The sequence below is a fragment of the Akkermansia muciniphila genome (assembly GCF_030848305.1).
GTDB lineage: Bacteria > Verrucomicrobiota > Verrucomicrobiia > Verrucomicrobiales > Akkermansiaceae > Akkermansia > Akkermansia muciniphila_A.
Window position 1 is genome coordinate 918,729 of sequence record NZ_CP114598.1, and the last position, 20,262, is coordinate 938,990.

General features: G+C 55.2%; 20 protein-coding genes and 1 tRNA gene. 12 read left to right on the forward strand and 9 right to left on the reverse strand.

The window, feature by feature from the left end:
• Nucleotides 1-40: 40 nt before the first annotated feature.
• Nucleotides 41-589, reverse strand: a complete 549-nt coding sequence (locus O4G22_RS04070; RefSeq protein ID WP_306713943.1) for a hypothetical protein — start codon at nucleotides 587-589, stop codon at nucleotides 41-43.
• Nucleotides 525-2,189: a hypothetical protein gene (locus tag O4G22_RS04075; protein ID WP_306702232.1), complete on the reverse strand. Its 1,665-nt coding sequence runs from the start codon at nucleotides 2,187-2,189 to the stop codon at nucleotides 525-527. Before O4G22_RS04075 ends, O4G22_RS04070 begins: the two co-directional genes overlap by 65 nt.
• Before the next feature lie 356 nt (nucleotides 2,190-2,545).
• Here O4G22_RS04075 and O4G22_RS04080 point away from each other — a divergent pair, with 356 nt between their 5' ends.
• Both O4G22_RS04080 and O4G22_RS04085 read left to right on the forward strand, forming a co-directional pair.
• Nucleotides 2,546-3,199, forward strand: a complete 654-nt coding sequence (locus O4G22_RS04080) for a nitroreductase family protein (RefSeq protein WP_094136695.1) — start codon at nucleotides 2,546-2,548, stop codon at nucleotides 3,197-3,199.
• Between the two features lie 8 nt (nucleotides 3,200-3,207).
• Nucleotides 3,208-3,780, forward strand: coding sequence for a tyrosine-protein phosphatase (locus O4G22_RS04085; RefSeq protein WP_094136694.1), 573 nt, complete (start codon nucleotides 3,208-3,210; stop codon nucleotides 3,778-3,780).
• A gap of 74 nt (nucleotides 3,781-3,854) precedes the next feature.
• Here O4G22_RS04085 and O4G22_RS04090 read toward each other — a convergent pair whose 3' ends face one another.
• Nucleotides 3,855-5,786, reverse strand: a complete 1,932-nt coding sequence (locus tag O4G22_RS04090; RefSeq protein WP_306702233.1) for a beta-galactosidase — start codon at nucleotides 5,784-5,786, stop codon at nucleotides 3,855-3,857.
• Between the two features lie 202 nt (nucleotides 5,787-5,988).
• On the opposite strand from O4G22_RS04090, the gene gpmA reads away from it, so the two are divergent.
• The 4 genes from gpmA to O4G22_RS04110 all read left to right on the forward strand — a co-directional run bounded on the left by gpmA (nucleotide 5,989) and on the right by O4G22_RS04110 (nucleotide 10,544).
• A complete protein-coding gene (gene gpmA, locus O4G22_RS04095; RefSeq protein ID WP_094136693.1) occupies nucleotides 5,989-6,753 on the forward strand; it encodes a 2,3-diphosphoglycerate-dependent phosphoglycerate mutase in 765 nt (254 codons plus the stop codon).
• Nucleotides 6,754-6,770: 17 nt separating this feature from the next.
• Nucleotides 6,771-7,793 (forward strand): 2-hydroxyacid dehydrogenase, encoded by a 1,023-nt coding sequence (locus tag O4G22_RS04100; RefSeq protein WP_022198101.1) that lies wholly within the window; start codon nucleotides 6,771-6,773, stop codon nucleotides 7,791-7,793.
• 130 nt (nucleotides 7,794-7,923) lie between these two features.
• Nucleotides 7,924-9,072 carry an acyltransferase family protein gene (locus tag O4G22_RS04105; protein ID WP_306702234.1) on the forward strand — a complete coding sequence of 383 codons (1,149 nt, stop codon included), beginning with the start codon at nucleotides 7,924-7,926 and terminating at the stop codon, nucleotides 9,070-9,072.
• Between the two features lie 113 nt (nucleotides 9,073-9,185).
• Nucleotides 9,186-10,544 carry a DHA2 family efflux MFS transporter permease subunit gene (locus O4G22_RS04110; RefSeq protein ID WP_306702235.1) on the forward strand — a complete coding sequence of 453 codons (1,359 nt, stop codon included), beginning with the start codon at nucleotides 9,186-9,188 and terminating at the stop codon, nucleotides 10,542-10,544.
• A gap of 22 nt (nucleotides 10,545-10,566) precedes the next feature.
• On the opposite strand, the gene O4G22_RS04115 is transcribed toward O4G22_RS04110, so the two are convergent.
• Nucleotides 10,567-11,034: an acyl-CoA thioesterase gene (locus O4G22_RS04115; protein WP_306702236.1), complete on the reverse strand. Its 468-nt coding sequence runs from the start codon at nucleotides 11,032-11,034 to the stop codon at nucleotides 10,567-10,569.
• A gap of 229 nt (nucleotides 11,035-11,263) precedes the next feature.
• Between O4G22_RS04115 and O4G22_RS04120 the strand changes: the two genes are divergently transcribed.
• The 3 genes from O4G22_RS04120 to O4G22_RS11565 all read left to right on the forward strand — a co-directional run bounded on the left by O4G22_RS04120 (nucleotide 11,264) and on the right by O4G22_RS11565 (nucleotide 13,161).
• On the forward strand, nucleotides 11,264-11,524 hold the full coding sequence (locus O4G22_RS04120) for a hypothetical protein (protein ID WP_290489378.1): 261 nt from the start codon (nucleotides 11,264-11,266) through the stop codon (nucleotides 11,522-11,524).
• A 362-nt stretch (nucleotides 11,525-11,886) separates the two neighbouring features.
• On the forward strand, nucleotides 11,887-12,786 hold the full coding sequence (locus O4G22_RS04125) for an SDR family oxidoreductase (RefSeq protein WP_306702237.1): 900 nt from the start codon (nucleotides 11,887-11,889) through the stop codon (nucleotides 12,784-12,786).
• 165 nt (nucleotides 12,787-12,951) lie between these two features.
• Nucleotides 12,952-13,161 (forward strand): alginate lyase family protein, encoded by a 210-nt coding sequence (locus O4G22_RS11565; RefSeq protein WP_306702424.1) that lies wholly within the window; start codon nucleotides 12,952-12,954, stop codon nucleotides 13,159-13,161.
• A 95-nt stretch (nucleotides 13,162-13,256) separates the two neighbouring features.
• On the opposite strand, the gene O4G22_RS04130 is transcribed toward O4G22_RS11565, so the two are convergent.
• The 5 genes from O4G22_RS04130 to O4G22_RS04150 form a co-directional block, all read right to left on the reverse strand.
• Nucleotides 13,257-13,766: a thermonuclease family protein gene (locus O4G22_RS04130; RefSeq protein WP_290489374.1), complete on the reverse strand. Its 510-nt coding sequence runs from the start codon at nucleotides 13,764-13,766 to the stop codon at nucleotides 13,257-13,259.
• Between the two features lie 206 nt (nucleotides 13,767-13,972).
• Nucleotides 13,973-14,167 carry a hypothetical protein gene (locus O4G22_RS04135; RefSeq protein ID WP_094136685.1) on the reverse strand — a complete coding sequence of 65 codons (195 nt, stop codon included), beginning with the start codon at nucleotides 14,165-14,167 and terminating at the stop codon, nucleotides 13,973-13,975.
• 16 nt (nucleotides 14,168-14,183) lie between these two features.
• Nucleotides 14,184-14,699, reverse strand: a complete 516-nt coding sequence (locus tag O4G22_RS04140; protein ID WP_094136684.1) for an IbrB-like domain-containing protein — start codon at nucleotides 14,697-14,699, stop codon at nucleotides 14,184-14,186.
• The gene (locus tag O4G22_RS04145) at nucleotides 14,696-15,991 is read right to left on the reverse strand and encodes a phosphoadenosine phosphosulfate reductase (RefSeq protein WP_306702238.1); all 1,296 of its coding nucleotides are present in this window, start codon (nucleotides 15,989-15,991) and stop codon (nucleotides 14,696-14,698) included. The genes O4G22_RS04140 and O4G22_RS04145 overlap by 4 nt, the downstream gene beginning before the upstream one ends.
• 783 nt (nucleotides 15,992-16,774) lie before the next feature.
• Nucleotides 16,775-16,849 (reverse strand) — tRNA-Asn (locus tag O4G22_RS04150).
• 166 nt (nucleotides 16,850-17,015) lie between these two features.
• Between O4G22_RS04150 and leuB the strand changes: the two genes are divergently transcribed.
• The 3 genes from leuB (at nucleotide 17,016) to O4G22_RS04165 (ending at nucleotide 20,258) form a co-directional block, all read left to right on the forward strand.
• The gene (gene leuB / locus O4G22_RS04155; protein WP_306702239.1) at nucleotides 17,016-18,125 is read left to right on the forward strand and encodes a 3-isopropylmalate dehydrogenase; all 1,110 of its coding nucleotides are present in this window, start codon (nucleotides 17,016-17,018) and stop codon (nucleotides 18,123-18,125) included.
• A 132-nt stretch (nucleotides 18,126-18,257) separates the two neighbouring features.
• Nucleotides 18,258-19,298, forward strand: a complete 1,041-nt coding sequence (locus tag O4G22_RS04160) for an NAD(P)/FAD-dependent oxidoreductase (RefSeq protein WP_306702240.1) — start codon at nucleotides 18,258-18,260, stop codon at nucleotides 19,296-19,298.
• 84 nt (nucleotides 19,299-19,382) lie between these two features.
• Nucleotides 19,383-20,258 (forward strand): rhomboid family intramembrane serine protease, encoded by an 876-nt coding sequence (locus O4G22_RS04165; RefSeq protein ID WP_306702241.1) that lies wholly within the window; start codon nucleotides 19,383-19,385, stop codon nucleotides 20,256-20,258.
• The last annotated feature ends 4 nt before the right edge of the window (nucleotides 20,259-20,262 follow it).

The window sequence follows — 20,262 nt, forward strand, 5'->3', positions numbered from 1 at the left end:
CGCGCCCACGCGAAAATGAAAGGCAGCAGACTCCGCCGCACTAATTCTCTTCCCGGATGCCTTTCTTGCTGTTCTTCTCCCGCTTGTCCGCATCCTTGCGCAGGGAGGCGGCTTTTTTCTCATTACCCCCTTTTTCATAATACCCGGCTATCCTCCGCTGGATGGCGACTTCCTTCTTTATCTTGAAATAATCGCCTGATTTCGTCCGGATAGAGCGGTTGTAGAAAGACTCCGCCTCCCTGGCCATCTGAAGCACGGCATCCTGGTCCTGGGAAACGTACTCGTAATATTGCCCCATCAGCGCTTCAAACACTTCCGCGCGGCGCGCATAATCCTTCATGGACTTCCGGTACAGGGCAGCAACCCCGGCCTTGTCCCCGTTTTCCATCAGGAGATCCGCCTGCCGCTTGATGGCGGCGGAAGTCAGGTCGCTGCGCCCCTCTTCCGTCTCCTTTTCCAGCTTCTTCAGGTCGCGGGCAACATGGCGCTTGTTGGTGGAAGCGTCCCTCATGGGGAAAATATACTCATCTTCCACTCGGGAGGCCATTTCCAGATAATCTGGACGGGAACGGAACTTGCGCTTGATCATGGTCACCAGCTCCTCCCATTCCTCCAGCTTCGTGCCGCTCTCCGGGCGGCTCATCAGGGCAATCAGGCGTTCCGCCGGGAGCGGCCTGCGTAGCGGCTTCCAGCATCACCCGGGCGCAATCCGGCTTCCGCGTTTCCTCAAACAGGTCCGCCAGGGAAAGATAATCCAGGGCAGTATCCAGCCGGACGCCATTCACCTTCTTGTCCATACCCTGGAGAAGAGTGGATTCATGCTTTGACTTACAGTTGTGCGGATGGGAAAAATGCCCCGTATTATATCCATACCCGCCGTAAGACTGCCAGGTTTCATCCGTCGTCAGCAGATTGACCCAGGCATGCGGCCCGCGGTTGCCGTCCCCGGTAACATAAGCGGAGGGGATGCCGTTGCATTTGGCGGTATTCACTGCAAAATAAGCTTGATCCATGCAAATGCCGCCTTCATCCAGAATCTCCTGGAAGGTATAATGCGTATATGGATCCTTGCCCAGCGCGGCGCGGTCCATCCGGTAACGGATCATGGAATAGGCCCCTCCCCAGCCTTTCCGGGTAAGGCGCACTTTTTTGCGCGCCCAATCCATCTCTGACCTCGGCAGTCGCACATCCACTACAAACAACAGCTCGGAAGGGCTCAATTTGGTAATGTCCGTGAGAAGTTCACGGGCTTCATCCATCTCCATGAAGTATTCGAATACCTGTTCCAGCGTTAAAGGCGTGGTGGAAATACTGGTGGAAGAAGACGCCCTCAACCTGGATGGGCTGGAAGCGATGCGGGGATCCAGCATGGCGCAGGCCAGCGCCAGGGCGGAATACCTGCTCCGGGGCATGGCGGAGGTTTTCATCCAGAACTCCGCCCACTTCCTCAGAATTCCTCCCCACTCCCCCCCGGGTGTCTGCTCCCGCGCCATCGTGCGCAGGAAAAGTCTCAGGGGATCGGAAGGATCCGAAAAAAGCCATGGATAGAAATATCTGGGGGAACCCTCCTTGATTTGTTCCCGGATGGTGTCCGCTCCCACTTTGCTGATGAGCTGGTACAGCTCATTGGCGCGCATGAGGTACGGGCTTTGATCGTACATGGACGCGTCAAATTTGCCGAATTTGATGACTTTCACGGCATCCCGTTCCAGATTGGAGCGCAGGAAATCGGCGTACAAATCATAACGGCCCGTTTCGAGAGCCAGATGGAAGGCATCCGTAAACAACTTCCTGTTGGCGGCGTTATTGGCCTTAAGACTGACCAGAAGAACAGGCTTCTTAAAAATCTCCAGCCGCGGATCCTCCTCCTGGACCACGGGCTCTTCCTTCGGCGCCTCAGGGGCAGGCTCCACCATCTCCGGCTCCTTTTTCTGCCGTTTTCCGGCGGCTTCCTCAGCTGCCAGGCGTTCCGCCTCAAGACGGGCTTTTTCCTCCGCCTCGGCGCGCGCCTGTTCCTCCGCTTTCTTGCGCGCCGCTTCCAATTCCGCGGCTTTCCGTACACGCGCCGCTTTCGCTTCCGCCTCTTTTCTGGCCGCCAGCTCAGCGGCGGCGGCCTTACGTTGAACGGAAACCCGGTGGTAAGCCACTCCGCCGGCGGCAAGGGCCAACACCAGGATGATCGTCATCATAATTCCCCTGGAGGAGGATTTTTTATGCCTGGGAAAACCGGGTCGCGGAGAATTGACAGAATTCATGAAATGCAGCTTGAACGCGTTGGAACAAATTGAGCAGGGGGAATGAGACGCCTTATCCCCTGTTCCGCGTAACATAAAAGCGCAATACCTTTCCGAGGTCAACTTGAAACAATGGTCTTTTGCAGAAGGTTCGTTCTCCAAAACACTTTAAGAATCAAAACAAAGTGTTTTTTCTTGTATTTTTATAGCCATTTTATAGTATCAGTCTCCTTCATGTTTCCAAAAACATGAGAAAAATACAAGCATCCTGCTGATTATTCCTAACCGCCATCTGTTTTTTCCCATTGCCTATGAAAACTTTCTTTCACCTCAGCCCGTTTCTGGCCGTCATTTCGGGAAGCCTTTTCTCCGGAACGGCCCTCTGCAGCGACATCGTGTTGCCTCCGCCAGATAAAAAGGGAGGAAAACCCCTCATGCAGGTTCTTCAAGAACGGCATTCCACCAGATCCTTTGCAGACAAACCCATCCCGGTGGAAGTCCTCTCTTCCCTGCTCTGGGCTGCGCAAGGCGTCAACCGGGATGATCCCGACTACCGTACGGCGCCGTCCTCCCGGAATTCCAACGAAATAGAAATCTATGTCGTCCTGCCGCAGGGCGCCTATCTTTACAAGCCGAAAACCCACCAGCTGAAGCAAGTGGTTCAGAGCGACATGCGGGCCGCTACGGGCACACAGGAATTCGCGGCTACCGCGCCGTTAAACCTGGTCTATGTAGTAGATCAGTCCAAACAGCCGGGAGATTTTGATGCCAGGAGAAAACTGATTACGGCCTGCACGGATGCGGGATTCATTGGAGAAAATGTTTACCTTTTCTGCGCTTCCGAAGGGCTTGGCACCGTTTTCCGCGCCATGATTGACGCCAACTATATCCAAAAGTGCCTGAAACTCCCCGTTCTCAAAAAAGTCCTGTACGCCCAGAGCGTCGGCTATCCGGCCGATTCCTGAAAAAATCCATGAACCGGAATACTGCGATACTGGCTATTCTGGCGGCGGCCCTTCCCCTTGCCTGTGCGGAAACTATGATGGAATCCGCCGCTCCCATACAGGTAAAAAACGTCCCAAACTGTTACCGCCTCAGCCCGAAGCTGTATCGTTCCGGACAGCCCGGCAACGACGGGTTCAAGGCCCTGGAAAAACTGGGGCTCAAATCTGTCCTGAACCTGCGGGAATACCACAACGACGCCGGCAAGGCGGAACATACCGGATTGCGCCTGTACCGCATGAGACTGGCGGCAGGAAAAGTAACCCGGAAAGAACTCATGGACTGCCTGCTGATCATCAGCAGCGCTCCCAAACCCATTTTGGTGCATTGCTGGCACGGCTCCGACCGCACCGGCATTGTCTGTGCAGCCTACCGCATCGTCATGCAGAACTGGACATCGGAAAAGGCGCTTGAAGAACTGATGGATGAACGCTTCGGACACCACCAGTCCTACTACTCCAACCTCGCGGAACTGATCAAAAATACGGACTGGCAGGCATTCAAGGAAGAATTCCGGAAAAAACAGCAGGCTCAGGGCATCTGACACCCGGGCCACTCCCATGAAGCGATTTCATGGAAACAGCCTTTTCAGCATCGTAGGCAGAAAGCCCGGCGGCTTTACCACTGGTTATCCAGATTTTTGGTATTTATCTTTCCGGGTTCCTTGTTGCGTTCCTTCATGCCGCGGACAGGTTTGGGTTCCTTTTCATGCAGGTCCAGAATATCAATCACATTCTCCCCTTTTTTCAGGAATGGAGCCGGAACATACAGCCTTAATTGAGGGCCCACATTCCAATACCGTCCCACGTTGATTCCGTTCACCCATACATACCCCTTGACATAGCGGGACATGTCCAGAAACGTGTCCTGAGGCTCTTCAATATTCACGACGGCCCGGAAATGCGCTCCTTCCCGTTTCTGGGAAGGCCCCTTTCCTTTGGGAGCACGCACAATGGAGTCGGCTTTCAGGGGAAGCGCCCTCACCGTCCAGTTCTTTAACTCGCGCGTTCCCAGCTTCACAGGGCCGTACACCCCCTTGCAGTCACTCTCCATGCTGATATGGAAATTGATATGCCCCATGGCCTCCACCAGAATTTCCAGCATTCCCGGCTTCCTGCGCTCCGGCAGCTTCACACTCTTCTGCCCCAGCCGCCGGTCCAGCGTGCCGACCAGCTCCCCGTCCAGATATACCTGGGCATAGTCATTAACATTGGCGAATTCCAGCGTTTCAGGCGGTCCTGCCGGAACGGCAGTGCTGTAAACGGCAATGCCCTGATTCTGATTCCACTGTTCGAAATAGGGAGGCTGAGGGAACTTGCTCCGGAAAGGCTTGGGCAGGTTCTCCCAAAGGCCGGCATGCACTGCGGGCGTGAACTCCGGAATTTCCATGGCCGGAATGTCTGCGGGAGGTTCCGGCACCGCGGCTTCGGGGGGCAACTTTTCCAAGATGATTTCCCGCATCTGGGCATAATATTCATTCATCCGCCCCTGCTCATCCACGGGAGAGCCGTAATCATAACTCGTCAGGTCCGGCTGGTATTTTCCCGGCCCCCCGTTGTTGGCTCCGGCCGAAAATCCGAAATTGGTGCCTCCATGGAAAACGAACAAGCTGAAGGAGCGTCCCTTGTCCATAAACCAGCGGACATGATTGACAACGCCAGGGGTGGGGGCCCAATTCCCCTCCCCCCAGTGCCGCAGCCAGCCAGGATACGTTTCCGAGGAAAAAACGGGAACTCCCGGATTGCATTTATTAGCCACCTTCCAATGGCCGTCATTCAACCCCGGATCCAGCCCTACGGCCACGTCCGGAAGCACCACCCCTTTCAGAAAATGCTCTCCCGCGCCGTCGGATGTGTAAAAGGGGCCAAAACCCTTCCTGCTCCAGAACGCCTTCAGCCATTCCATATACTTGCGGTCTTTCCGCTGGTAGCTCCCGTACTCGTTTTCAAGCTGGGTCATCAGAATGGGCCCCCCGTTGTTGGCTAAAAAAGGTTCCGCCACACGGGCCACGGCCTCCAGATAACGCGTCTGCGCCTTCATGAATTTGGCGTCTTCCGTAGTTCTCAATTTAGCCTTGGGATCCTTCAGCAAATAATGAGGCAGCCCTCCCAGGTCCCATTCCCCGCACGCATAGGGGCCGGGACGGAACAAAACCCACATGCCTTCCTCCTGGCATAACTTGAGAAACCCTTCCAGATCCCGGTTCCCCGTCTTAAAGTCAAAGCTGCCGTCCGGCTGCTCATGGTCATTCCAGAACACGTAAAATGCAATCGTATTCAGCCCCATGGCCTTGGCGGTCCTGATGCGGTGCCTCCAGTATTCACGGGGAATGCGCTGGGGATGCATCTCCGCGCCGCGGATCTGGAATGGTTTTCCGTTCAGCATGAACTCCTGGTTCCCTTCCCCGCCGAACCCGAATACAACGGGGGTTCCTCCGGAAAGAGCGGGTTTCTGTACATTCTGGACAGCCTCAGGGCCGGCCCATGCCAATGCTCCCACTCCGACAGCCATCAGGGCGGCAGACCAACTGAAACCATATTGCTTCATCATATTGAACAGTTAATTCATTTGAAGACGGTTGCCAATAACAATTTTTCTCTCTTCTCCGAATCTGCGGAATGCCCTTCCCCTCCGCCAGAAATCTGACGGGGCCGGACGGCACGAATGCCTTCCGTTCCGTGGAATGTGATCATGTCATGTATCCTCATTCCTTTGTGCGAAAACCGGAGGGCGCCTGTCTAAATTTATCAATATGAAAACAATTGTCCTTCTGCGCCATGGAGAAAGCACGTGGAACCGTGAAAACAGATTCACCGGATGGACGGACGTGGACCTGACGGAATTGGGAATACAGGAAGCCAACCGCGCGGGCGACCTTCTGAAAGACAGGGGAATGGCCTTTGACCATGCCTACACCTCTTATCTTAAGAGGGCCGTGAAAACGCTCAACTGCGTGCTGGACCGTTTGGACCAGGACTGGCTGCCCGTCTCCAAAAGCTGGAGGTTGAATGAAAAGCACTACGGCATGCTCCAGGGACTGAACAAAAGCGAAACGGCCAAAAAATACGGAGACGAACAGGTACTGATCTGGAGGCGCAGCTATGACGTGGCGCCTCCTCCCCTGGCGGAGGACGATCCCGCCAACCCCAAATGGGATCCCCGCTATAAGGAAGTGCCGGACAGCGAGCTTCCGCGCACGGAATCACTGAAAGAAACTATCAACCGTATGATGCCCTATTGGAAAGGAACCATTCTTCCTTCTCTCCGGACGCTGGACAATATCCTGATCGTAGCCCACGGCAACACGTTGCGGGGCATGATCAAATATTTGAAAAACATTCCTGACGAACAGCTTCTTTCCCTGAATCTTCCTACCGCCACCCCTTATGTATTTGAATTTGACGACTCCCTGAACCTGGAAAAAGACTACTTTCTTGGGGATCCGGAAGAAATCCGCAAACGCATGGCGGCCGTCGCCGGCCAGGGAAGCGCAAAGAAAAAAACGCCTACAGACTAACCTCACGCCCCCTCCCTATGACCGACCATTCCTGCCGCATTGCGTTCTTTGACGCCAAGCCCTACGACCGGGATTCCTTCAATCCTGTCAATGAGCGCGAATTCCATGACGACATACGCTACTTCAAAGGGCATCTCACTCCGGACAGCGTGCCTCTGACCCGCGGTACGGACGTAGCGTGCATTTTCGTCAACGACACGGCAAACCGGGAAGTAATACGGCGCCTGAAGGAAAACGGCGTCAAATTGCTGGCTTTGCGCTGCGCCGGATTCAATAATGTGGATCTGAAAGCGGCGGAAGAAGCGGGACTGCCCGTCGTGCGGGTGCCCCAATATTCTCCCTATGCGGTGGCGGAACATGCCGTGGCCCTGATGCTCTCCCTGAACCGAAAAATACACCGCGCCTACTGGCGCACCAGGGACGGCAATTTTTCCCTTCACGGCCTGATGGGCTTTGACATGAATGGGAAAACGGCCGGCATCATCGGAACGGGGAAAATCGCCAGAATCCTCATCCGCATTCTCAAAGGCTTCGGGATGAATATCCTGGCCTATGACCCGTACCCTGACCGGCGCTTTGCGGAAGAAGCCGGCATCACGTACACCACTCTGGATGATCTGTATGCCCGGTCCGACATCATTTCCCTGCACTGCCCCCTTACTCCGGAAACGGAACACCTGATCAATACGGATTCCATCGGAAAAATGAAGGAGGGAGTAATGATTATCAATACGGGACGCGGCAAGCTGATTAACACGGAAATGCTGATTGACGGCCTGAAATCAAAAAAAGTGGGGTCTGCCGGACTGGACGTGTATGAAGAAGAAGGAGAATATTTCTACGAAGACAAATCTGACAAAATCATTGATGACGACACCCTGGCCCGCCTTCTTTCCTTCAACAACGTTATCCTGACTTCCCACCAGGGCTTTTTCACGAAAGAAGCCCTGCACAATATTGCGGAAGTCACCCTGCGCAACATCCGGGATTTTCTGGAAGGCAAACCTCTGATCAACCGCGTCACGCTCCAGTCACGCTGAACGTGTCCGGCGGGTATTTCACGGAAATACGGAACTTTCTCATCCTCCTTCTGCCGGACAGAAGGAGAAATCCGGGGAAAGACGGCAGCTTTTTATGTAAAAACCACCATTTCCCTCCGTATTTCATACTATGAACGCTCCACACCCTGCTTCCGTCCTGGCTCCCAAACCGCACTACGCCGCTTTGGACGGCCTCCGCGGGGTGGCCGCTGTCATGGTAGTTCTGTTCCACATGTTTGAAGGCAGCGCCAGGGACCTCCAGTTCCATACGGACCAGATCATCAACCACGGTTATCTGTCCGTGGACTTCTTCTTCATGCTGTCCGGCTTCGTCATCGGATACGCCTATGACGATCGCTGGGGAAACATGACCCTGTGGAACTTCTGCAAGCGGCGGCTGGTGCGCCTTCAACCCATGGTGGTCATGGGAATGCTGTTGGGGGGAATCCTCTTTTACTTCCAGGGCTCTGAAATCTTCCCGAACATCGAGCAAACCCCCGTATGGAAAATGCTGCTGGTCATGACCGTGGGATTCACGCTGCTGCCCGTTCCCGTTTCCCTGGATGTGCGCGGATGGTCGGAAATGCACCCGCTGAACGGTCCGGCCTGGTCCCTCTTCTTCGAATACGTCGCCAACATCCTTTACGCCGTGCTCATCAGAAAGTTTACCAGCAGATGGCTGGCGGTCCTGGTCTTTCTGGCGGGCTGCGCCCTCATTCACCAGTGCTACACGCAGGGCAACAACATCGGCGGCTGGACTCTGGATGCGGAACAGTGCCGTGTGGGGCTCACACGGCTCATGTTCCCCTTCTTCGGCGGCCTGTTCCTGTTCCGCCTGTGCAAACCGGGACGGATCAGGCATGGTTTCTGGTGGTGCAGCCTGCTTCTGGTGGGGGCGCTGGCGGCTCCCCATGTAGGAGGCGCGGAAAATTTCCGCCTGAACGGCCTGTATGACGCCTTCTGCATCATCGTCATCTTTCCCGCGGTAGTCTTCCTCGGGGCCAGCGACATCCCCGGAGACATTTCCGCCCGAGCCAGCCGGTTTTTGGGAAACATCTCCTATCCCCTTTATATCACCCACTATCCTATCGTATATCTCTACCTGGCCTGGGTTCACGACGCGGAAGTCCCTCTTTCCCGTGCGCTCCCCGTGGCGGCTGGCGTCTTACTCCTCTGCATTGCCGTAGCCTGCGGGTGCCTGAAGCTTTATGACGAGCCCGTGCGCGCATGGCTCTCCAAACGCGTGCTGAAGCGACGCCCTCCGGAACCCGGGGCGTAAAGCGGAACAAACATCTGCCTTGCCCCGGATGGAGCCAGGCCGGATACTGCCGGCGGTCTTTCATGGAAAAACTGCCGACATCCTTCAAAGCTCTGCGCTACCTGCCCTTTCTTGTGGCATCGGCATTCTTTATGCAAATGCTGGATGCCACCATCCTGAACACGGCCATTCCCACCATTGCCCGCAGCTTCAACAGCCATCCGCTGCAACTCCACTCCCTGGTAACGGCCTATACGCTCACCGTCTGCGTCCTGATACCGGCCTCCGGATGGATCTCCGACAAGCTGGGCTCCCGCCGTACTTTCCTGCTAGCCATCTCTGTTTTTTCTGCGGGGTCCCTCCTGTGCGCCCTTTCCACCTCCATTACCATGATGACGGCATGCCGCGTCATCCAGGGAATAGGCGGCGCCTTCCTGATGCCCGTCGGGCGCCTTGTCGTCCTGCGCTCCTATCCCCGTTCCATGTTCGTCAATGTCCTGAACATTGTGACGATTCCTGCGCTGCTGGGTCCCCTTCTGGGGCCGGTGCTGGGCGGCATCATCGCGCAGTACGCTTCCTGGCACTGGATATTCCTGATCAACATCCCGGTTGGCATGGCGGGCCTGTGGGCCACCCGGAAGCTGATGCCGGACCTGAAAGCGGTTCGGGAACAAAAATTCGACTGGCGGGGGTTCTTCCTCTTCTCCTCCTCCGCCGTGCTGGCTACAATGGGCCTCTCCTCCGCGGGAGGCGTAACCGATAAGACGCGCATGGCCATCCTCACGTCAGCCGGAGGCATTCTCCAGCTTCTGTACTGGACGCTGGCGTTCCGTTCAAAAGCCCCCATCTTCAGCCCGGCTCTGTTCCGCATCAGAAACTTTGCCATCGGAATCGCCGGCAACATCGTCTGCCGCCTAGGCGGAAGCTGTCTGCTGTACCTGATCCCGCTTTTCTTTCAGGTGGTGCTCGGTTATTCCGCCCTTCAATCCGGCCTGTCCCTGATTCCGCTGGCCCTGAGCAATTTACTGGCAAAAACGGTTGCACCGCGTCTGCTCGGGAAATTTGGTTACCGGAACATCATGGTCGTCAATACCTTTACCATAGGCGTTCTGCTGGCCTCCTTCCATTTTGCAGGCCCCGGAACCCATGAGCTCATTCTTCTGGGCATGCTCGCAATGCTGGGCGGGGCCAACTCCATTCAGTTCACCTGCATGAACACTCTGACGCTGATTGACCTCCCCAATGCAGACGCCAGCAGCGGAAACTCCCTGCTTTCCACAATCATGCAGCTCTCCATTGTTGTCAGTATTGCCGTGGCTTCCCTGCTGCTGGACAGTTTCGGCGGCCATGCGGCTACCTCCGGGAAAGCTGTGGAAGCCGCCTTTCATGCCACTTTCGCCACCATCGGCGCCATTGCCGCGGCCAGCTCCTTCATCTTCGCCCTGGTGGACAAAGACAAGGGAATCACCCGCAAACGCAGAAAAGCAGCCTGAAGGGGAAAACCTCCGCCCCTGTTCAGGAACAGGAAGAGGGGCCTTCCGCCTCAAGGGAACAGCACTGCGCAAACCGGGCGCGGGACTCTTCCAGAGTAATCGGTTTCTTATCCTCCCCCAGGGCTACATAAACCAGCTCCGCCTCGGTAATCTTGGCAATGTTATTGCAGAGCTTCTTCAGGCGTTCCGCGTACACCTCCACCTTCACGGTAATGGAAGTGCGGCCCACCCTGACAATCTCCGCATAAAAGGAAACGACGTCGCCCACCAGCACGGGAGCTTCAAACGTCAGGCTGCTTACCGCACGCGTCACAATATAGCGGCTTAACGCATAGCGCATGGCGGTATTGGCTCCCGCCAGGTCCACCTGGCTCATCACCCAGCCGCCGAATACTTCCCCGCTTTGATTGGTGTCCGCAGGCATGGGTTCCACGCGCAGAGCGGGAATGCGCCCTTCCGGGAGCCGGGTATGATGATATGTATTTTCCATAAATAAGAATAATTATAAATTAATGAAAACATGCTTATCTATCACAGCCCTCTTGTAAAGGGTAAAACGCGGAAGCGGAAAATGGGGGGCGCCGGCACGCTCTGCGGGAAAAAGAAATCAACCAGAAATAAAATGCCTTCCCAGATTGATTATTGCTGGACGGGCGGATTTCCGTGTCTTATCCCGGGGCTTTTCCACCATGGCCGGCAAAGGCGGTTGTCCATTACTCATGGACCGCAACCATGAATCCAAAATGAAAAAAGTGGACGGAGAGGAACATCCCGCTTCCGACTTTGCCTACGTTCCCGATCCGGAAAAGCCTTCCACCTGGAAACTGCCGATTTTCAATATGCGCCATGTAGGAGGGGCCCTGGCCGCCATGACCGGCGACTATCGCGGCAATCCCGTTGAAATACCGGAAAGAGATCGCCGTGCCGTCATGAAAAAAATCCTGGCCAGGAAAGTGAAACTGGAACAGGAGGAAAACTGATTCCGTTTTCTTTCATTCCGTTTTTCCGCTTTTAAAAAGAAATTTAATTATTCGAAAATTATCAAGCATCCCAAGGATGTTTTTCTTTAAGGCGGATTGGGAAATTCAACCAGATTCAAAAAATCTGAAAATCAAACATCTTTCTCCGGTCTATAAAAACAACATGCATAAAATTCCTATATAAATAAATATCAATGACATATTGAAATAAAAACATGTCTTCCCCTGAACAGGCCGTTCGAATCCAGGTCATCACGGATAGGAAATGAAGAATGCCGGGAAAAAATGCTGCCGGTCATTTCCCGCATGGCAGCGCTTTTCCCCTTCCGTCAACTCCGTCCCAAAATATAACTGATGATAAAATGAACACAGAAGACATTAATAAAATACAGGACCCGCGCGGCGAATTCCGCCAGGAAGGATATGAACAACAACAGCAGAAAGCCCCCGGCCTGCAATCCGAAATGAAACCCGTGCCGGATTCCGGGGAACAGAGCTACCATGGCTGCAACAGGCTCCGTGGCCGAAAAGCCCTGGTCACAGGGGGAGATTCGGGCATAGGCCGGGCGGCGGCTATTGCCTACGCACGCGAAGGAGCCGACGTAGCCTTGAACTATCTTCCTGAAGAACAAAGCGATGCCGAAGAAGTGGCGGAACTCATCAGAAAGGAGGGCCGGAAGGCCGTCCTGCTGCCGGGAGACCTCAGCGATGAAGCCTTTTGTAAAAAACTCGTCAGGGATGCCCTGGAAAAACTTGGCGGGCTGGACATCATGGCCCTGGCAGCCGGCAAGCAAGTGGCGGTGGAAGATATTCGTGACATTACCACGGAACAATTAACCAAGACATTTGAAGTAAATGTGTTCTCTCTGTTCTGGGTTGCCAGGGAAGCCCTTCCGCATCTCAAGCCGGGGACGAGCATCATTACCTGCTCATCCATCCAGGCCTACCAGCCCGGCAAGAACCTGGTGGACTATGCCTCCACGAAAGCGGCTATCATCGCGTTCAGCCGCGCCCTGGCCAAGCAGGTCGCTCCCAAAGGCATCCGGGTCAATGTGGTGGCTCCCGGCCCCATCTGGACAGCTTTGCAAGTAACCGGAGGCCAGCTGCAGAAAGACCTGCCGGAATTCGGACGGAAAACGCCCCTCAGAAGGGCAGGCCAGCCTGTAGAGCTCTCCGGACTGTACGTCTTTCTCGCCTCCCAGGAATCCAGCTTCATTACTGCGGAGGTCTTTGGCGTTACCGGCGGCATGCATCTGGCCTGATGCGGAATCCCTATCCGCAGGCCACACCTCCGGATAACCGGGAAAGCGGCCGGAAACGGCTCTGCAAAGAAATCAGGGCATGGCTCCATTTCCCGGTTATCCCGGAAAAAGATTCCTGCTTGAATAGCAGGTAATGGCATTCCGGAGGTTTTAGCACGGGGATACCTGGCGCATCTTGCAGAACGCATGGGCGACAAAAACTACCGTTACCGGAAAACGCCCGCCGGTGCTTCCATCCAGAAAGCTGTGTACTATCTCCTGCCTTACCGCGCCAACCCTGAAACATGGCCCCGGCAAGGCTCCGGGGCAAACACTCCCCTTCCCGCCATCTTTGAACCGGCGCAGACGGGCGGGACACAACGGAAACGCTCCTGAACCACGCCCGCCGTTAAAAACGCCCGTTGTTCCTGCTTATTGAACATTCCCTGTTCAGCAGCATTATTAACGGGACCGTTTTCACGGAAAACGGCTTAATAAGAAATTTCCCCGGTGTTTTTTCTGTCAGATTTTTCCTTTCTTTTTGCTGCTTTCCATTCCCACGGAGATATGGGATTCGGGTCAGACCAGATGCCTTTTTGGGCCTTTCTGGCATCCCTTTCAAGAGAAACGAGCTTCCGGCTGGCGGAAAAATTTTTATAAATCCACGCCCATCCTTCCTTTACCATCTCTTCGTTGACGAACATTTTTCCATGCCATATTTCCCCTAAAATACGGCCGTACCTGTCATTCCCGGTATACCGGACTGTAACCGTCTCTCCCCAAATCAGCTTTTCCAGGTATTCCTTGGCGCCTTCATACCCGTCCTGCCCCCTTTCCGGCGTATCAATGCCCTCAAGCCGTATCCGGTGCGTACGCATTTGTTCAGGCGTCTTTTCCAGAAGAATAACCGTGTCGCCGTCAATCACGTTAATCACTACTCCCCTCATACTTTCGGCAAAAACCATGCAGGGACTTATCAGGAAAACCAAAAGCCATTTCATGAAAAATGATATAATCTAAAAAATATCAGGCCGCAACTATTCTTTAGAGGAACTGTTCCCGCACTGTTCATGCGACCGGGAACGAAGGGAAACCTCTCCGGCATCCACAGGCAATCAACCATGCGGCCATGGGGAATGGACTGCAAGTTCAGCAAGGAGAACCGGACGCCCTGCAGCATTCAACGGCATGGGATGAATCATCTTACTCATTTCTTCAATTCTTCTGCTATTCTGCCGAGATTCTTTTCCGTTGCCTTTCTCAATTTCTCCTGCTGTTTCCAGTACCACGCCGTTCTTTCCGATACTCCGGCCTGCTTCGCCAGCCAGCGCACGGCTCCGCTCGTGTCACAGCCCGTTTTCTTCTGAACGGCTTCCAGAAGTTGAGCGACATATTGATTCATGGATTCCGGGGCGATATTATTTCGATTCCCATGCCTGGCTGAATTCCCCCTCCCGGAACAGGGAGGCAATCCCGCTGAGCTGCTTGAGGCGCAGCAATTCCTCCGCGTCCATTCCCAGGTTTTTAAGTATCCACGCATCTGACATGCCCGCCTCCGTCAACTCCTGGATAATACTGGTCATGAGGGCGATATTATGAGATCCCCGGGCACGGTTGTGCCTGATGGTGGAAGCCATGCGGTTTCCAAGAGGCTTGTCGATTACGGCCACCGGCATCATGCCGCCCTCCCGTTCGTAAATATCGCGGTAGGTTTTCATAATCTGGCAGCGGTGGAAACCGTCCACGATTTCATAGGTCCCGTCCTCCAGCTTATAGCAGACAATGGGCATCGTATAGCCGTCCTCCTTGATGCTCTGGTAGAGCAGCTTCATTTCGGGGGGCGCCACGCTGTTCGGGTTGTAAGCGTTGGAACGTATCTGGTCCAGAGGAACGCGCCGGATTTGGTAAACGGGAGATTGATAGGAGCTTTTCATAAAATGTTGCGATATTTATTGACGGCGGCCCGGCGCCGGGCAATCGCTCCCTTGGTTGGGCCGAATCCGGCGTACTTGCAAAAGTAGTCGTTCTTCATGATGCAGATGCACATGCGCTTGTAGGAAGGCACCTGCCGGAAATTGCTGACCGGCATGTCGTCAGGGTAGCCCATGAACCGGACGACGTCGCGGTCGACGTAACGGCCCGACTTTCCCGTCACGGTCGCCAGCGGATAGGCGGCCAGCACTTCATCGGCAGTTCCGGGATCGACGGTGCCCCCTTTCATCCAGTACTTTTTGGACCTTTCCAAAATGTTGTTGTAGTGTTCCGCCGTTTTCCTGTTCATTGTAGAAAGCAGGAATTCATAATAGGACTTCCAGGTATGGCCGGGCGGCAGTTTAATGGTTTTCCAGCCCATGGCCGTCGTGCCTCCGTACAAACCCGTAAAATTGACGCCGTTGACGCGACCGACCATGCGCGCCCAGTTGGCAGGATCAATAACTTTGTAAAGCTTCAGGCTTTCCTGGGCGCAGTCATTGAACGGGCTCGCCACCCGCATCTGCCCGATCGTGAGGCCTGCCTGGTACAGGAGGTCATAAAGGCGGTTGTAGTCAAAACCAAAGCGGGCATTGGCCGTCCAAACGTCACTGACGCGCCAGTCATAAAGAGGGTAGGCGCTGACGGTCATGGCATCAGCCTGTGTAATCCACTTCCTTCCCTCATAAGACGTCCTCTTATTGCCGCGGGCAACGGCGGCGTATCTGTTGAGACTTTCATCCGCCCGCAGCCCTACCATGACGGCAGTGCTTCCGTGTTTTTTGGCAAAATGGCGTGAAAGCTTATCCTGGAATTCATAGTCCACCATGCCGTGCCGGAACGGAACGTCCAGATTCTTTTCGTTGACTACATAGGGATTCTCCGGCATAGGCCGCACCCACAGTTTTTTTTGGGCGGCGCTCCACGGCGTCCAATAGGGTTCCCCTAGGGAGCATGCGGACTGGGCCCTGATCGGCACACAATACCACATTTTACGGATGCCGGGGAATTGCTCCAGAAATGTTCTGGTCACATACTCGGTCGTCATCTGGTATTGGGCCTCATAATCAAGGTGGTACATGGACAGTTTGTCCAGCAGGCCCTGTTCGGCGGCGTAACGATAGCAGAGATTAAGCATGACGCCGCTGTCCTTGCCGCCCGAAAAGGACACTAGGACATTGTCAAACTCCCGGAAACAATAGGCAATGCGTTCTAAAGCCGCCTCATAAACATTTTTATCCAGATATGTTTTCACAATTTTTCCAAAGCCTGGTTTCCGCCATCCGCCGCCAGCTCCCTGCCGGATGAGAACACGCCGCCCCGGATACGGTCGCCGGAAGCCATACATTTTCCCTGAAACCGCTCTTGAAGCCTGCAGTTCATAGGGATATCCCCTGTTCTTTCAAACAGGATTGCAGCGCTTTTATTCCTGCATAAATAAGCAACATCATGTTTTTTCATGTTTTCAAACGCGCAGCATCTTATCGTCCGCTATTTTCCGTCAGCAATACCAACCTACTGAATTATTGCGGCAGGTCAATGTTTTTACTGCAATTATTTCAGTAATTTTATTGTCATCGCTCTTCTTCTCAAAATACCCGCGCTTTTTAGCGAGTAACGCCATTACCGAAACGCCTTGCCTATGGCGTCATGACCTTCTTTCCCTCTCCACGGCATCCCCGCCATGTTCAGAATGCACAAAGCTGCGGCGGCATACACGGTCCCGGAATAGGAGACGCGGAAACGATAATCCGCTTAAAATGATCGTGGCCGGGAAAAGCCCCCTTTTCCTTGTTACAACCCGGGATCCCGACAGAACATGAATCTCCGGCGCACTCCTTAAACATGCCGCCAGATTAGCGCTTCAGGCGTTTCATGATTTTTTCTGAAACGCCAATGTTACGCCAAAACGGAATCAAAAAATGATATACGGCCAGCATTTATGGCTGTTTTTCCGTGGTTTTTTACACTTCCAGCCTCAAAACAGGCAAAAAAGAAGCCCTGTAATCCATTAAAATTACAGGGCTTAGAAAATTAGTGGCTCCCCCGGTTGGGCTCGAACCAACGACCTAGTGATTAACAGTCACCCGCTCTACCGCTGAGCTACAGGGGAGTTTGCATTCCATGGAACGCGGAAGGGTTTTTACTGGAGGCGCAGGCGTTTGGCAAGTACTTTTTTACTCTTGCAGGCTTTTTGACGCAAAAAGATTTCCGCGGCGCGGTCATGGCAACGGTGTTTTCTTGACCTTTGAAGGGAGAATGACCAGACTTTCAGCGACATGAGTGAACATCACCATCATATTGCTGTCCTGGCCGGCGACGGCATTGGGCCCGAGGTTATGGCAGAGGCCCTGAAGGTTCTGGATGCCGTAAGCGGCAAGTTCGGCTTCACTGTAAGCCGCAAGGAGGCTTTTGTGGGGGGGGCGGGCATTGACCACTGCGGCAAGGCCCTTCCCGAAGAAACCATTCGCGCCTGCGAAGAGGCGGATGCCGTTCTGTTCGGCTCCGTGGGCGGTCCCAAATGGGAGCATCTTCCCGCCAATGAACAACCGGAACGCGGAGCCCTGCTGCCTCTGAGAAAACATTTCGGCTTGTATGCCAACCTGCGTCCGGGCGTATGCCTTCCGGCCTTGACCCATGCCTCTCCCATCAAGAATGAACTGATTGAAGGCGGATTTGACATTTTATGCGTCCGGGAATTGACTGGAGGCCTGTATTTCGGCCAGCCCCGTTTCCGCGAACAGGAAGGAGACGACGAAGTCGTCGTGGATACCATGCGCTACCGTAAAAGCGAGATGGTGCGCATCGCCAAAGTGGCGTTCGAGGCCGCGCGCGGCCGCCGCAAGCGCGTCACCAGCGTGGACAAGGCCAATGTGCTGACCAATTCCCTGCTGTGGCGCGAGACGATGATTGAAGTTTCCAGGGATTATCCCGACGTGGAACTGTTGCATATGTACGTGGACAATGCCGCCATGCAGCTGGTGCGCAATCCCCGCCAGTTCGACGTGCTGGTGACGGAAAACCTGTTCGGCGACATTCTTTCCGATGAAATGGCCATGATTTGCGGTTCCCTGGGCATGCTTCCCAGCGCCAGCCTGTGCCAGGGTGCGCAGGACAACGGCCTGTTCTTCGGCCTTTACGAACCCTCCGGAGGCTCCGCCCCGGACATTGCCGGCAAGGGCATTGCAAACCCAATCGCCCAGATTCTTTCCCTTTCCATGCTGTTGCGCTACTCTCTGGGAGAAAAAGCCGCGGCAGACGCCATTGACGCCGCCGTCCGCCGCGTCATTGACCAGGGCTTCCGCACGGGCGACCTGGCTACGGGAGCGCCCGGAGAAATCCGCGTGAACACGGCGGAAATGGGCGACGCCATTATCGCCGCCCTGTAAGCAGGGCCCATTCTTCCGGTGCCGCAGGCCCCTTCCCCTGCGGCATTCCTTGCTTTCGGAGGGAAGGGATGTCCCCTTCCCTCCGTTTTCCTCTCTCATTTCCGGGATTTTCCGGTTCTTCATCCATCTATCATGAACATCCTTATCATTGGCCAGGGAATTGCCGGAAGCTGTCTGGCGTGGGAATTGAAACGCCTCGGCGCGGATTTCACGGTCGCAGACCGCCCCGTGGCGGAAACGGCCTCCCGGGTGGCGGCCGGATTGGTGAACCCCCTGACGGGCCGCGCCTTCCGGCCCGGATGGCGGCAGGAAGAATGCCTGGCGGCGGCAGAAGCCTTTTACCCGGAGACGGAACGGGAATTGGGCGGGTCCTGGTGGCAGAAAACTCCGATTTTCCGTGAAGTGGAGACGGAGGACCAGTTTGAAATCTGGCAGGAACGCCAGACGGCTCCGGAATCCTGCGCCTATGCCGGGCCTCTTTTTCCATGGCCGGAACACTGGGAAGGGCGCGGGAAAGCCGCTTATACGCGAGGCTCCGCCGTGCTGCACGTGGAGAACATGGTTACCGCCATGCGGCGGTTCTTTATGGAACAGGGCCGTTTTGTGGAAGCGGATGTGTCTCCCGCAGATATCCGGCCGGACGTAGACGGCCTTTTCCGCTGGAACGGCCGCACGTTTTCCCACATCGTCTGGTGTACCGGCTGGGAAGCCGGACTCCATCCGGACATGTCTCCGCTGAAGGGGCGCCCCTCCAAAGGAACTATTCTGGATTTGGATTTGAAAGAGCTGGACTGGCATGCCGGCGTCCTGCATTTCGGGCACTGGCTGGTTCATAACGGTTCTTTCTGGCGCTTCGGGGCCACTTACGCGTGGGCGTGGGATGCGCCCGGCATTCCGGAAGCCCCCGCCGTCCAGGAATTGATGCTGGATCTGGTTAAACGCTATTCAGGGAACATGGACGTCATCCGCGCCCGAGCCGCCGTCCGCCCCATCATCCGCCGCAGCCAGCCGGTCGCCGGCCCCATTCCCGGGCTGGACGGCCAGTTCGTCTTCTCCGGGCTCGGCAGCAAGGGGGTGACCACGTCCCCATGGTCCGCTGCCCAGCTTGCCGGGCATCTCGTGCACGGAGCGGACCTGCCGCCGGATCTGTTGCCTGCCGCGCTCTGGAAATAATGCGGGACGCCAGTCGCCCTGCCTTGAACGGAACAGCTATTTTCCTTGTCAAAAGGCTCTGAACGCGATTACATGCGGCCTTATATGCGAGCGGAGAAAGAGAACTGGGGAGATACGGTACGGGAGCGTCTGTTTGACCAGCGCAGCGCCGTCATGGTGCACTGGCTGATTCTGCTCAATGTAGTTGTCTTTATCCTGGGGTTCTTCTTCCAGGTGGACATCCCAAGGAATATTTACCCGCCCGTTCATTTGGACTTGATCCAGCTTTACGGGGCTTACAGCGAATATACGTGTTTTCACGAGGGGGAATTGTGGCGGTTGTTCACCTACCAGTTTCTTCACGCCAATCTGGGGCACATCATGTTCAACATGATTGCCCTGTGGTTTTTCGGCCCGGTTGTAGAGGAGCGTTTCGGCCATGGGCGTTTCCTGCTGTATTACCTGTTTTGTGGCGTGGCGGCGGCTCTGTTTTCCTCCCTGCTGGGGTACATGGGATTCTTTGATCCGGAATGGCGCTTCATTCCCATGGTGGGGGCCTCCGGTTCCATTTATGGCATCATGGCCGCATGCGCGGTGCTCTTTCCCCATGCCCGGGTACAGCTTCTGTTTCCCCCGGTTAATCTGAGCGTGCGCCAGTTTGCCCTGGCCGTTCTCGGCATTGCCGCGGCCGTCATTATTTTCCAATGGAACAATGCGGGCGGGGAAGCCGGCCACCTGGGCGGCATGTTCGCCGGATTTATCCTGACATTGCTGATTCTATGGAAGGAAAAGCTGTCTTCTTCCAGACGAAGGGCGGCCTCTTCTTCCCACTATTCCCCTAAGCTTTCCGGCCGCCGTCCGGCGCAGGCCAGCCCCTCTGAAAAAGAAGTGGATGAAATCATGGAAAAAATATCCAGGTCCGGCCTGTCCAGCCTGACGGAGGAGGAACGGGAAATTCTCCGGCGCGCTTCCCGTCGCTGAACTA

Bases quoted from the DNA above. Each gene is read 5' to 3' on its own strand.
- O4G22_RS04080 (WP_094136695.1), top strand. From the start codon at position 2,546: ATGAAAACTTTCTTTCACCTCAGCCCGTTTCTGGCCGTCATTTCGGGA.
- O4G22_RS04135 (WP_094136685.1), bottom strand. From the start codon at position 14,167: ATGAATCAATATGTCGCTCAACTTCTGGAAGCCGTTCAGAAGAAAACG.
- O4G22_RS04130 (WP_290489374.1), bottom strand. From the start codon at position 13,766: ATGAAATGGCTTTTGGTTTTCCTGATAAGTCCCTGCATGGTTTTTGCC.
- O4G22_RS04085 (WP_094136694.1), top strand. From the start codon at position 3,208: ATGAACCGGAATACTGCGATACTGGCTATTCTGGCGGCGGCCCTTCCC.
- O4G22_RS04115 (WP_306702236.1), bottom strand. From the start codon at position 11,034: ATGGAAAATACATATCATCATACCCGGCTCCCGGAAGGGCGCATTCCC.
- gpmA (WP_094136693.1), top strand. From the start codon at position 5,989: ATGAAAACAATTGTCCTTCTGCGCCATGGAGAAAGCACGTGGAACCGT.
- O4G22_RS04100 (WP_022198101.1), top strand. From the start codon at position 6,771: ATGACCGACCATTCCTGCCGCATTGCGTTCTTTGACGCCAAGCCCTAC.
- O4G22_RS04070 (WP_306713943.1), bottom strand. From the start codon at position 589: ATGATCAAGCGCAAGTTCCGTTCCCGTCCAGATTATCTGGAAATGGCC.
- O4G22_RS04165 (WP_306702241.1), top strand. From the start codon at position 19,383: ATGCGAGCGGAGAAAGAGAACTGGGGAGATACGGTACGGGAGCGTCTG.
- O4G22_RS04090 (WP_306702233.1), bottom strand. From the start codon at position 5,786: ATGATGAAGCAATATGGTTTCAGTTGGTCTGCCGCCCTGATGGCTGTC.
- O4G22_RS04140 (WP_094136684.1), bottom strand. From the start codon at position 14,699: ATGAAAAGCTCCTATCAATCTCCCGTTTACCAAATCCGGCGCGTTCCT.
- O4G22_RS04125 (WP_306702237.1), top strand. From the start codon at position 11,887: ATGAACACAGAAGACATTAATAAAATACAGGACCCGCGCGGCGAATTC.
- O4G22_RS04160 (WP_306702240.1), top strand. From the start codon at position 18,258: ATGAACATCCTTATCATTGGCCAGGGAATTGCCGGAAGCTGTCTGGCG.
- O4G22_RS04075 (WP_306702232.1), bottom strand. From the start codon at position 2,189: ATGATGACGATCATCCTGGTGTTGGCCCTTGCCGCCGGCGGAGTGGCT.
- O4G22_RS04105 (WP_306702234.1), top strand. From the start codon at position 7,924: ATGAACGCTCCACACCCTGCTTCCGTCCTGGCTCCCAAACCGCACTAC.
- leuB (WP_306702239.1), top strand. From the start codon at position 17,016: ATGAGTGAACATCACCATCATATTGCTGTCCTGGCCGGCGACGGCATT.
- O4G22_RS04120 (WP_290489378.1), top strand. From the start codon at position 11,264: ATGGACCGCAACCATGAATCCAAAATGAAAAAAGTGGACGGAGAGGAA.